Annotated in this window: 10 protein-coding genes; 5 read left to right on the forward strand and 5 right to left on the reverse strand. The window is 70.3% G+C overall.

Going from position 1 to position 12,152, the window contains the following annotated elements:
* Positions 1-91 precede the first annotated feature (91 nt).
* Positions 92-1,273: a hypothetical protein gene (locus tag ACIBHY_RS20745; protein WP_397251822.1), complete on the reverse strand. Its 1,182-nt coding sequence runs from the start codon at positions 1,271-1,273 to the stop codon at positions 92-94.
* A gap of 114 nt (positions 1,274-1,387) precedes the next feature.
* On the reverse strand, positions 1,388-3,004 hold the full coding sequence (locus tag ACIBHY_RS20750) for a dolichyl-phosphate-mannose--protein mannosyltransferase (RefSeq protein WP_397251821.1): 1,617 nt from the start codon (positions 3,002-3,004) through the stop codon (positions 1,388-1,390).
* A gap of 78 nt (positions 3,005-3,082) precedes the next feature.
* Here ACIBHY_RS20750 and rsmI point away from each other — a divergent pair, with 78 nt between their 5' ends.
* Both rsmI and ACIBHY_RS20760 read left to right on the forward strand, forming a co-directional pair.
* On the forward strand, positions 3,083-3,931 hold the full coding sequence (gene rsmI, locus ACIBHY_RS20755; protein WP_397251820.1) for a 16S rRNA (cytidine(1402)-2'-O)-methyltransferase: 849 nt from the start codon (positions 3,083-3,085) through the stop codon (positions 3,929-3,931).
* A gap of 10 nt (positions 3,932-3,941) precedes the next feature.
* Positions 3,942-5,513 carry a dolichyl-phosphate-mannose--protein mannosyltransferase gene (locus ACIBHY_RS20760; protein ID WP_397307480.1) on the forward strand — a complete coding sequence of 524 codons (1,572 nt, stop codon included), beginning with the start codon at positions 3,942-3,944 and terminating at the stop codon, positions 5,511-5,513.
* On the opposite strand, the gene ACIBHY_RS20765 is transcribed toward ACIBHY_RS20760, so the two are convergent.
* A complete protein-coding gene (locus ACIBHY_RS20765) occupies positions 5,464-6,984 on the reverse strand; it encodes a hypothetical protein (protein ID WP_397307481.1) in 1,521 nt (506 codons plus the stop codon). The genes ACIBHY_RS20760 and ACIBHY_RS20765 overlap by 50 nt on opposite strands.
* Before the next feature lie 100 nt (positions 6,985-7,084).
* Here ACIBHY_RS20765 and ACIBHY_RS20770 point away from each other — a divergent pair, with 100 nt between their 5' ends.
* The 3 genes from ACIBHY_RS20770 (at position 7,085) to ACIBHY_RS20780 (ending at position 10,309) form a co-directional block, all read left to right on the forward strand.
* On the forward strand, positions 7,085-8,308 hold the full coding sequence (locus ACIBHY_RS20770; protein ID WP_397251905.1) for a glycosyltransferase family 2 protein: 1,224 nt from the start codon (positions 7,085-7,087) through the stop codon (positions 8,306-8,308).
* Positions 8,309-8,423: 115 nt separating this feature from the next.
* Positions 8,424-9,116, forward strand: a complete 693-nt coding sequence (gene cseB / locus ACIBHY_RS20775; protein WP_397307482.1) for a two-component system response regulator CseB — start codon at positions 8,424-8,426, stop codon at positions 9,114-9,116.
* Positions 9,113-10,309: an ATP-binding protein gene (locus tag ACIBHY_RS20780; protein WP_397307483.1), complete on the forward strand. Its 1,197-nt coding sequence runs from the start codon at positions 9,113-9,115 to the stop codon at positions 10,307-10,309. The genes cseB and ACIBHY_RS20780 overlap by 4 nt, the downstream gene beginning before the upstream one ends.
* Positions 10,310-10,311: 2 nt before the next feature.
* On the opposite strand, the gene ACIBHY_RS20785 is transcribed toward ACIBHY_RS20780, so the two are convergent.
* Both ACIBHY_RS20785 and ACIBHY_RS20790 read right to left on the reverse strand, forming a co-directional pair.
* Positions 10,312-11,478: a Cmx/CmrA family chloramphenicol efflux MFS transporter gene (locus ACIBHY_RS20785; RefSeq protein WP_397251815.1), complete on the reverse strand. Its 1,167-nt coding sequence runs from the start codon at positions 11,476-11,478 to the stop codon at positions 10,312-10,314.
* Positions 11,479-11,528: 50 nt separating this feature from the next.
* Entirely contained in the window at positions 11,529-12,101 is a 573-nt protein-coding gene (locus tag ACIBHY_RS20790) for a TetR/AcrR family transcriptional regulator (RefSeq protein WP_397307484.1), read from the reverse strand.
* Positions 12,102-12,152 lie beyond the last annotated feature (51 nt).

Raw genomic sequence — 12,152 nt, forward strand, 5'->3', positions numbered from 1 at the left:
CGCGGGGGGTGCGTGGAGGCGAAGGTCGTCCAGGGCTGACGCGGGTGCATGGAAGTGCGGGTCATCCAGGGCTTACGTCGGGGGGCGAAGGTCATCCTGGGCTGACGTATTGGCGTGGGCGGAGCGCGTGCGCCCGTAGCGCGGCCAGGGCGGCCAGGTGGCCGGTGGGCGTCAGCCGTACCACCAACTCGTCGCCGAAGGCGAGGTCGAGCGCGGTGAGTTGTCCGACGAGGTCGGACAGCGGGCGGGAGATGTCCTCGCGGCCGGTCGCCGGGTGCCAGCCCTCGCCCCCGACGATCTCGGCCACGCGGGTGTTCAGTTCCTGAGGCGACATCACGCTGCCGTCGGCGAGCAGCATGAGCGCGGCCTCCCGGACCGAGAGGTCGAACTCGTGGTCCACGCGGGACAGCAGCAGCCCGGTGGCGGTCGCCCACATCTGCTCCGGTGAGCGCAGCAGGCGCCGGCCCTCCTCGGTGATGGTCAGCTTGGAACCGTCGCGCAGCAGCGCCCCGAGGTCGTGCTCGGCCACCTCGCGCAGGCGCAGCGCCTCGGGCGATGGCGCCAGGCGCAGCGGGAGGCTTTCCGAGGAGGCCAGGGTGAGCAGCCGGTGCAGCGCGGGCAGCGGCTGGTGGGGAATGGGGGCGTGCAGGCGCACCTCGAACGGCTGCGCCAGCTCGCGCCTGGCCGGGCCGCGGCCCAGGACCCAGCGGTTGAGGCGCTCGCCGTGCACGCGGTTGAGCCAGCTGTCGCCGCCGAGCTCGGTACGCGGCTCGGTGAGCCAGCGGCGGGTGAGCGCGACGCGGTCGATCTCCTCACCGGACAGGATGGCCAGTTCGAGCGCGGCGGAGCAGGCCACGTGGGCGCCCAGCTCCTCCGGGCCCATGATCATGCTCCAGCGCAGGTCCGGGACGTCGGGAGGGAGCACGCCCGTGGCTTCGAGCGCCTCCTGGTAGGCGGCGGTGCCGGCGTCCTCGCCGTCGCGGGCGTAGGTGCGCAGGATCTGGGTGGTCGTGGGGGACTCGCACAGGGCGGCGTAGCGCTCCAGGCCGCCGATGGCCAGGAGCCTGCCGAGGGAGCGGGCCAGCCGCTCGTGGTCGCCGCCCACCTTCAGCGGAAGCGTGTACCAGAGAAACTCGCATACATCGAGCTGGGTCACCGTCTCCAACGGCTCCCCGCCCGTCAGCCACTCGACTGCGGTCCTGGCATCCTCGGCCAGGTCCGGCTCGGAGCGCTCCAACTCCGTGAGAAGCGCTGTGACATCCGGTGCACTCATGCCTCGAAGTTTGCCGTATGGACCCCAGGCCTGACGATGACCGAATCCGGTGCGTATTGGGTCGTGCACAGTGGCTACCCTATGAATTCATCCTATTGCGGCTTGTGATGCGGGTCAGATCCAGCGTTTGTCGAAGAGCATGCGTGCCTTCCACTCCGCGTAGGGGATCAGATCGGCGGTCAGGATGGGGTGCAACCACCAGAAATTCACCAGAGCCAGCAGGGCGAACGCGCCGACCGCGGCGGCCCCGACGGTACGCCGCATCGGCAGCGGACCGCCCGGAGGCGCCGCGGGGCCGATCAGCAAACCGGCACAGAGCGTGATGGCCAGCACCATGAAGGGAATCATAGGGATCGCGTAGAACAGGAACATCGTCCGGTTGTCCGCGATCGCGTAGTAGAACCACGGCAGCCAGCCCACCGCGTACGCCAGCAGCACCGCGCCCGCCCGCCAGTCCCGCGAGGCGACATACCAGGCGATCAACGCCACCAGCGCGGCCAGCGCCCCGAACCAGATCACCGGCGTGCCCACCCCGAGCACCGCCTCCGAGCAGTCCTTGACGCCGCAGCCGGTCTGCTTGCCCTCGTAGTAGAAGGCGACCGGGCGCAGCAGCAGCGGCCACTGCCACGGCTCCGACTGGTAGGGGTGCGTGGACTCCAGGCCGGTGTGGAAGCCGAGCACCTGCACCTGGTAGTTGAACCACGACTTGGCCGAGTCGATGACGAAGTAGAGCGGTCCTGACGAGGTCGCCTGCGCCCAGTTGCGGCCGTAGCCGTCGGCGCTGGCGAACCAGCCCGCCCAGGTGGCGACGTACGTGAGCGCGGGCACCAGCGCCACCGCGCCCAGCCAGGTCGGCGCGTCCTTGCCGAAGGCCCCCGCGTACGGCTTGCGCAGCCCGACCGCCCGGCGCGCCCCCATGTCCCAGATCAGCGACATGATCCCGAACGCGATGAGGAAGAAGATGCCCGACCACTTGACCGCGCACGCGGCGCCCAGGCACACGCCGGCGGCGATCCGCCACGGCCGCCACCCGAGCCACGGGCCCTCCGGCGTCATCGGCGAGGTCTCGTACCAGTCGACCAGCCGCCCGCGCATCCTGTCCCGGTCGACCACCAGGCAGGCGAACCCGGCCAGCACCCAGAACATGAGGAAGATGTCCAGCAGCGCGGTGCGCGAGAGCACGAAGTGCAGGCCGTCGAGTGCCAGCAGCAGGCCGGCGAAGCAGCCGAGCAGCGTCGAACGCGTCATCCGGCGCGCCAGCCTGGCGATGACCAGGATCGAGAGCGTGCCGACGATGGCGGCGGCGACGCGCCAGCCGTACGGGTTCATGCCGAACAGCCACTCGCCGAAGCCGATCATCCATTTGCCGAGCGGGGGGTGCACGACGTAGGAGGCGCATTTGTCGAGTGCGTCCTGGGTGCATTTCTGCCAGATGTCGGTGTTGCCGGCGAGCAGCGCCTTGTCGGCGTCCTTGATCGCGACCTTCTCGACGCCCCAGGTGATCAGCGAGAAGGAGTCCTTGGCGTAATAGGTCTCGTCGAAGACGACGGCCTTCGGATGGCCGAGGTTGACGAAACGCAGCACCCCGCCGAACACCGCGATCAGAAGCGGGCCCACCCAGCCCCAGAGCACGCTGCCGCCCATCGGCGGGACCAGCCGGTCACGCACCGATCGCGGCTGCGGCTTGTTCGGATCGTCCACGGCCTGGTACTGGAAATCGGTCACGGCCATTCGGACATCGTACGGGCCCCAAGCCGTGGAATAGATAAGAAACACGGTGCAATTGGGGTGCCCTGCGACAATGGCCGGGTGACACAAGACGGCAAGTTGGTGCTGGCAGGAGCCCCGATCGGGCAAGCGGGAGATGTCTCCCCCCGGCTGAGACAGGCGCTCGAAAGCGCGGACGTGATCGCGGCCGAGGACACCAGAAGGCTGCGCAGGCTGGCGCATGACATCGGCGCGGAGATCACCGGCCGCGTGGTGTCGTACTACGACGCCAACGAGGCCGGGCGCGCCCAGGAGCTCGTCGAGACGCTCAAGGAGGGGCGCACCGTCGTCGTGATCACCGACGCGGGGATGCCGGGCGTGTCCGACCCCGGCTACCGCCTGACGCTCCTGGCCGTCGAGGCGGGCGTCACGGTCACCGCGCTGCCCGGCCCGTCCGCGGTCACGACCGCGCTGGCGATCTCCGGCCTGCCCAGCGACCGCTTCTGCTTCGAGGGTTTCCCTCCGCGCAAGGGCGGCGAGCGGGCGCGCCGCCTGGGCGCGCTGGCCGCGGAGGAGCGCACGATGGTCTTCTTCGAGGCGCCGCACCGCCTGGCCGGCTCACTGGCCGCGATGGCCGCCGCCTTCGGCGCCGACCGTCCCGCCGCGGTCTGCCGCGAGCTCACCAAGACCTATGAGGAGGTACGGCGCGGCGGCCTGGCCGAGCTGGCGGCCTGGGCCGAGGCCGGAGTCAAGGGCGAGATCACGGTCGTCGTGGCAGGTCATGTGGCCGGGGCGGGCGAGCAGGACATCGAGGCGCTCGTCGCCGAGGTCGACCGCAGGGCCGAGGCGGGAACCCAGCGTAAGCAGGCCGTCGCTGACGTGGCCAAGGAGGCCGGGATTCCCAAACGAGAGCTGTACGACGCGGTTCACAGGAGATCTCCGACGCCATAGGGTGCGCATCGTGAAGAACTGGGGGGTTTCCGCACAGCGGCTGGTTCCGCCGATGCAGGAAGGCGCACTGTGGGGGTGGCTCGGCCCCGCCCTCGTCGCCGCCTTCGGCGCGATCCTGCGGTTCTTCCGGCTGGGCGAGCCGCATGCCGTGGTCTTCGACGAGACGTACTACATCAAGGACGCCTACTCACTCCTCAAGTACGGCGTCGAGCGGACCTTCCTCGGCGACTCCAAGAACCCCATCGCCGACCAGCGCCTGGTCACCGGCAACCTGGACATCTTCAAGCAGTGCGCGGAGTCGGCGGAGTGCGCCAGCTACGTCGCGCACCCGCCGCTCGGCAAGTGGATGATCGCCGTCGGCGAGTGGATGTTCGGCATGACCCCGTTCGGCTGGCGCTTCATGGCCGCCGTCGTCGGCACGCTGTCCATCCTGATCCTGGCCCGCGTCACCCGCCGGATGACCCGCTCGACGCTGCTGGGCTGCCTGGCCGGGCTCCTGCTGGCGCTGGACGGGCTGCACCTGGTGCTCTCGCGCACCGCGCTGCTGGACATCTTCGTGATGTTCTGGGTGCTGGCCGGGTTCGCCTGCCTGGTGACCGACCGGGACCACGCGCGGCGGCGGCTGGCCGACTGGTACGAGCGCTCACGGCTGTCGGACCAGGGGCCGCGGCTCGGGTGGCGGCCCTGGCGGCTGGCCGCCGGAGTCTGCATGGGCGCGGCCTGCGCGGTCAAGTGGTCGGGGCTGCCGTTCCTGCTGGCGTTCTTCCTGCTGTCGCTCGTGTGGGACATGGGGGCCAGGCGGGCGGTCGGGCTGCGGCAGCCGTACAAGGGAGCCTTCTCGCTCGATCTCGCGCCCGCGATGGGCGCGCTCGCCGCGGTGCCGGCGGCGGTCTTCACGCTCTCGTGGACGGGCTGGTTCGTCTCGGCGCACGGGTGGGGGCGCAACTGGGAGCAGGCGACCTCGTCAGGGCCCGTCTTCTTCGTGCTGGACTCGGTGCGGTCGTGGGTGAAGTACCAGCTGCAGGTGCTCGGCTACCACACCGGGCTGGTCGAGGGGCATCCCTACCAGTCGAAGCCGTGGGAGTGGCTGGTGCTCAAACGGCCCGTCTCCTTCCACTACGAGGGCGATCTGCCGCCGACGGGGTGCGGGGCCGACAAGTGCTCGCAGGCCGTGCTCGGGGTCGGCACGCCCGCGCTCTGGTACGCGGCGCTGTTCGCGCTCGTCGCGCTCGTCGTCTGGTACGTGGCCACGCGTGACTGGCGGGCGGGGGCGGTGTTGCTGGCGTACGCCGCCGGGTGGCTGCCGTGGGTGTACTACTGGCTGGCCGACAAGCGCACCATGTACCTCTTCTACATGGTGCCGCTCGTGCCGTTCATGGCCATGGCGCTCGCGCTGGTCGGCGGGCTGGTGCTCGGCAAGCAGAACGCGCCGCCCATGCGGCGGGCCGGGGGCGGCGCCGCCGTCGGGGCGTTCACGCTGGTCGTGCTGATCAACTTCTGGTGGCTGTATCCGGTCCTGTCGTCGGAGACGATCACGCACGCTCAGTGGTGGGCTCGGATGCTGATGCGCTCGTGGGTGTGACTTTCCGCTTGATGCCGTTTCGCAGGGTGATCGCCGCCGCGACGCACGCGAGGGGTACGGCCGGCAGCACGTACCGGTAGTCGAACTCGGCCGTGGCGGCCGGGGCCAGGAGCAGCCCGAACGCGGCCAGCCACGGCAGCGCCACCGGGCCGCCCCAGGTGCGCCAGCGGACGGCCACGCCGTACAGGCCGATCAGGAGGATGCCGCCGAGCATGATGCCGCGCAGGTAGAACACCTTCTGGTAGCCGCTCATGATGTCGGCCCAGGGGCTGACGATGCGGGTCTCCGGCGGGCCCTGCTCGTAGGAGTAGGCGTCGGTGTCGGTACGGCCCTGCGCGTGGGAGGGCCAGGTGGGCAGGCGTTTCGGCTTGCCGTTGACGAGCTCGTAATAGGGCCGGAACTCGTACATGTTGTAGGTGGAGGCGTCGGGGAAGCGCGGGCGGCCCCAGTGGAAGGAGCGCAGGAAGTCACGGCCCACGACCTGGAGGTAGTCGCCGGGCTGGGACAGGATCGCGCGCACGGCGAACTTGCTGGCCGCGTCGTTCTTGACCGACTCGAACGTCTTGCCGCCCAGGCGGTGCAGCGGCTGGCCGTACTCGGAGCGCCACAGGTACCACTGCGCGTACTCGGGCCGCTGGCTCACGGGCTCCTCGATGCACAGCAGAGCGATGTCGAGTTCCTTGCGCGGATCGATGTTCATCTTCGAGCAGTCGGCGAAGATGGCGGTGCGCATGTAGAGGATGAGCCCGTCGCTGTTGGTCATCGCGAATTTGCCGAAGCTTGTGGAGAACCACGCCATGTAGCAGAGCACAGGAACCGCGCACGCGGTGATCATCGCGACAATCGGCCGCCAGCCCACCCGCTTCACCAGCAGGTACGCCACGACCAGCGCCAGGATCGGCAACCCGATCGAACGCGTCAGCCAGGTCAGCGCCAGCAGCACCCCCACCAGCGCGCCGATCTTCCACGACATCCGCCGGTTCCACAGCACCAGCGTGATCACGCCCACGACCAGCAGTGTGAACATGGCGTCCGACATGATCAGCTGCTCGAGCTGGATCTGGTAGGCGTCGAACAGCACCGGCGCCGCCGCCAGCGTCGCGCCCCACGTCGGCAGGCCGAACCTGCGCCGGAGCAGCGCGTAGATCAACGCGGCCGTGGCCAGGCCCATGACGTGCTGCGTGAAGGTGACCAGGGCGAAGCTGTGGAACGGCTTCAGCGCCAGCAGCCAGAATCCGTAGCCGTCCGGCCTGATCGGGTGGGGCCTCGGGTGCAGGGCGACCGAGACGTACTCGTAGGAGTCGTTGAACCACATCGCCGGGCCGTACCCGAGCATGGTCACGAGCCGCAGCAACCCGCCCACGGCGAGCGCTGCGGCGAACACCCGATGACGGCGCAGGAACGAGCGCAGACGCGCGGTTCGGCCACGGGCGGAGTCGTCCACTGGGGTTATCTCCGCGACGCTCACCATGGCAACAAGAATGCCAGGCGTTTTTCGGACTTGACCCGAGCATGGGTGGGCAGACGGCATGATGGTGTGCTGGATGTGCCGTGACTGGAAGGGCTACGACGTGGAACTGACGGTGGTCATGCCTTGCCTCAACGAGGCGGAGACCGTGGAAGTCTGTGTCCGCAAGGCGCTTGCGTGCATGGAGGAGCACGGGATCGAGGGCGAGGTGCTCATCGCCGACAACGGCAGCACCGACGGTTCCCAGCAACTGGCCAGGGACGCGGGCGCCCGTGTGGTCCACGTTGACGCGAAGGGCTACGGCAACGCGTTGATGGGCGGCATCAGGGCCGCGCGTGGCAAGTACGTCATCATGGGCGACGCCGACGACTCCTATGACTTCACCGGTCTGCTGCCTTTCGTCGAGCAGCTGCGCGAGGGCGCCGACCTCGTCATGGGCAACCGGTTCAAGGGCGGCATCGCCCCCGGCGCCATGCCCCCGCTCCACCGCTACCTCGGCAACCCCGTCCTGTCGTTCGTCGGCAGGCTGTTCTTCCCGAGCGCCATCGGCGACTTCCACTGCGGCCTGCGCGGCTTCCGCCGCGAGTCGATCCTGCGCCTCGGGCTGCAGACCGGCGGCATGGAGTTCGCCAGCGAGATGGTCGTCAAGTCCACGCTCCAGGGACTCGACGTGCGCGAGGTCCCGACCACGCTCTCGCCCGACGGCCGCTCCCGCCCGCCGCACCTGCGCTCCTGGCGCGACGGCTGGCGCCACCTGCGCTTCCTGCTCCTCTACAGCCCGAAGTGGCTGTTCTTCATCCCCGGGCTCGCGCTCATGCTCGTCGGCCTCGTCGCCGGCACCGCGCTGACCTTCGGCCCCGTCCGGATCGGCGAGCTCGCCTTCGACGTCGACACCCTGGTCGGGGCGTCGGCCATGGTGGTGATCGGCTTCCAGGCGGCGTTGTTCGCGCTGTTCACGAAGGTGTACGCGGCGGAGGAGGGCTTCCTGCCCGAATCGCCACGGGTCCGCAAGCTGATCAGCATCGTGACCCTGGAAAAGGGTCTCGTGGTCGGTGGCCTGCTGGCCCTGGCCGGTCTGATCGGGCTGGTCATGTCGCTGGTGCACTGGCAGGTGCGCAGCTTCGGCGAACTGGACCCGCGTGAGTCCCTGCGCCTCGTGGTGCCGGCGGCGACGGCGTTCATCATGAGCTTCCAGACCATCTTCGCCTCGCTGTTCATCAGCATCCTGGGCATCAGGCGCAGCCGCGAGACCCCGGTCGACTACGCGGCCAAGGCCGCCGAGGAGGCCGCCGAAGCGGTCACCCGCGAGGACTCCACCACCCACTGAGGCATCCCCGCCGCGCGGGCGCTTCCGGCCTCGGGCTGATTCACGGCTGATACATGCCCGAGGCGAAGCGGACGCGCGCGTACGGCACCATGGGTGTGTCGACGTAAGGGGTGAAATGTCTGATTTTCGGGAGGAGCCTCCCGTCAGGGTGCTGCTCGTCGAGGACGACGAGGTGATCCGCAAGGCGGTCGCCATGGCGCTGGAGCGCTACGGCTACCGCGTGAGCACCGCCCAAGACGGCCTCACCGGACTGGAGATGTCCCGGGAAGGCGGCCACGACCTGCTGCTTCTCGACGTCATGCTGCCCGGCCTCGACGGCATCGGCCTGTGCAGGAAGGTCAGGGAGACGAGCCTCGCGCCGATCCTGATGATGTCGGCCCGCGGCGACTCGCTCGACGTGGTCTCCGGGCTGGAGGCGGGTGCCGACGATTACGTGGTGAAGCCGGTCGACACCGCCGTGCTCGTGGCGAGGATCCGGTCGCTGCTGCGGCGTGCCGCCCCGGCCCCGGAGTCCGCGGGGGCCGGGGCGCTCGTCTTCGGCGATCTGTCCATCGACCGGGACGGGCTGGAAGTGACCAGGGCCGGGCGGCCGGTCGCGCTGGCTCCCACCGAGCTGCGGCTGCTGCTGGAGTTCGCGGCCAACCCCGGGATCGTCCTGGACCGCCAGACACTGCTCAGCAACGTCTGGGACTACGGCTGGAACGGCGACAGCCGCGTCGTCGACCTGTGCGTGCAGCGCCTGCGTAAGAAGATCGGCGCCGACCGGATCGAGACCGTGCGCGGCTTCGGCTACAAGCTGCGCCGGTGAGGTCCCTTCGCTGGCGGATCGCCGCCCTGGTGGCCCTGGCCTGCTGCGCGGTGGCCGTGGTCGTCGGCGTGCTGGTCCACCGGGACACGCTCGAACGCTCCTTGCAGGTGGGCAGGGAGCGCGCGTACAACGCGCTGACCGACATGCGGAAGGAGGGGGCGGGGCAGGACAAGCCGGCCGAGGAGATCCCGCCGCCTCTCCTGACCCAGATGCGCCTGTCGGACGAACCGGTCTACTGGTTCGACGACCGCGAACCGGAGAGTCCCTGGATGTGGGGCGGCCTGCGCGAAGGCGACCAGTTGCTGACCGTGCAAGTGGACATGGGCGTACACATGCGGGCTTTGGTGGCCTTCGACCGGGACGTCGCCCAGGCCTCGCTCGGCGCGCTCGCCGTGATCGTCCCGCTGTCGTTGCTGCTGGCCGAGCTGCCCAACCGCCGGCTTCGGCGGGTGGCGGGGACCGCGCGGCGTATCGCGGAGGGCGACCTGGACGCGCGCATCGCCGGCCCCGCCCGCCGCGGCGACGAGATCGCCGAGATCTCCACGGCCGTCGACTCGATGGCCGACAGCCTCCAGATCCGTCTCCAGAACGAGCAGCGCTTCACCGCCGACGTCGCCCACGAACTGCGCACCCCGCTCATGGGCCTGGTCACCTCAGCCGAGCTGCTGCCGGAAGGGGAGGCGACCGACCTGGTCCGCGACCGGGTGCGCGTGCTCCGCGCCCTCGTCGAGGACCTGCTGGAGATCTCTCGCCTGGACGCGGGCGCCGAGCACGCCGACCTCAGGCCGGTGGCGCTCGCCGACGTCGTCAGGGCGTCCCTGGAGCGGACCGCCCTCCCGGTACGGCTGGCCGTCACCGCCCCGGGCACCGCCGAGACCGACCCCCGCCGCCTCGATCGCATCCTGGCCAATCTGGTCATCAACGCCCACCGCCACGGCGGCGCCCCCGTGGAGGTGACGGTGGACGGCACGACGATCGTGGTCCGCGACCACGGTCCGGGCTTCCCCGCCGGCCTGCTGGCCGACGGCCCGCAGCGCTTCCGCACCGGAGCCGCGGAGCGCGGCCGGGGGCACGGCCTGGGCCTGACGATCGCGACGGGCCAGGCCCGCGTCATCGGCGCCGCCCTCGTCCTGGCCAATGCCCCGGACGGCGGCGCCGTCGCCACCCTTCGCCTGCCGCCCCCGGCAGGGTGAGCTCACACGGCGACGGGGACGGCGCGGCGGTGCAGCGCGTGGCCCAGCGCGCCCAGTCCCAGCGCGCCCGCGGCCATGGCGGCGCCCACCCAGCCCACGGACGAATAGCCGAACCCGGCGCTGATGCCCAGTCCAGCCAGCCAGGGGGCGAGGGTGTTGCCGACGTTGAACGCCGAGACGTTCGTGGATCCGGCCAGCGTCGCGGCGGAGCCGGCCAGGGCGTACACGCGGACGCTGACCGCCGGGTTGGTGGCCATGCCGGCGACGCCCATCAGGAAGACGGTGACGACCATGGCCACCGGGGATGAGGCCAGGAGCGCGACGCCGGCCGAGGTGACGAGCACTCCGGCCATGCCGATGTAGAAGGTGGTGAACGGCCGGGCGTCGGCCGTACGGCCGCCGATGGTGATGCCGATGAGGCTGCCGAGCCCGAACAGGGCGAGGACCAGTGAGACCCATCCTTCGGACAGGCCGGTCGTGTCGGTCAGGAGCGCGCCGAGGTAGCCGAAGCTGGCCATCATGGAGCTGAAGCTCAGCGAGACCGCGCCGTAGGTGATCCACAGCCGCAGGTTGGCCATGGCACGCAACTCGTCGCGCAGGCGCGGCACGGCCGCCGCCGCGGCCCGCCCCGCGGGCACCAGGGCGATGACTCCGGCGAAGGCCAGCGCGGTGAGCACGGCGACGGTCCAGAAGGCGGCGCGCCAGTCGGCGAACTGGCTGATGAGCGTGCCGGCGGGCACGCCCAGGACGGTGGACAGGGTGATGCCGCCCACGACGACGGCCAGCGCCCTGGCCCGGGAGCCCACGGGCACCATGTCGGTCGCGGCGACGGCGGCCACGCCGAAGAACCCGGCGTAGACGAAGGCGCCGACGACGCGGGTGGCGAACAGCACCCCGTAGCCGGGCGCGAGCGCGCCCACCACGTGCATGGCGACGAAGACCGCGAGGAAGGCCAGCAACGTACGGCGGCGCGGCCACCGCAACGTGAGCGCGGCCAGGAGCGGCGCCCCGATCACCATCCCGATCGCGAACGCCGAGATCAGCAGCCCGGCGTCCGGGACGGAGACGCCCAGGTCGGCGGCCATCGCGGGCAACAGCCCGGCGAGCATGAACTCCGAGGTCCCCATGGCGAAGATCGCCAGTCCGAGGACATAGACGGCGAGGGGCATACGTCTCCCTAGTTTTAGATTGATCAGTTCAAAATGAGGGCACGCAAACGTCAGAAGGCGCCGAGCGCCGTTCGGATGATCGCCTGAGCCGCCGCGGGTCCCGCGCCCCCGCGCAACGAGACCTGGATCCCGCTGATGGAGGCGATGACGAAGTGCGCGAGCGCGGTTGCGTCCTTGTCCGCCGCGAGCTCTCCCGAGATCTTGCCCGCCTCGATCGCCGCCCGCAGGGCCTCCAGTCGCCGCTCGTAGTCCCGCTTGAGCATCGCGGCCACCTCGGCGTCGTGCGGGGCCAGTTCGATCATCGTGTTCACAACCAGACAGCCCCGGGGCAGTCCGTCGGCGGGCTCGACGGCCTGGCGCATCAGGGTCCCGATCTTCTCGCGGACGGGCGCCGGGCCCTCCAGCGCGTCAAGGATGCCCGCGGTCCTGATGTCCATGTAGTGCCGCAGGGACTTCTTGAACAGGTGGTGCTTGCTGGTGAAGGTGTTGTAGATGCTGCTGCGGCCCAGGCCGGTGGCGGTGCAGAGGTCCTGGGTCGAGGTCGCCTCGTACCCGGAGCCCAGGAACGCGCGCATCGCCGCGTCCACCGCGCGCTCCTCGTCGAACTGCCTCGGTCGTGCCATGGAACCGACGGTAGCACGTTTTGGACTGATCCATCTATTACTCCGGGTGGC

Source organism: Nonomuraea sp. NPDC050547 (assembly GCF_044457345.1).
Classification (GTDB): domain Bacteria; phylum Actinomycetota; class Actinomycetes; order Streptosporangiales; family Streptosporangiaceae; genus Nonomuraea.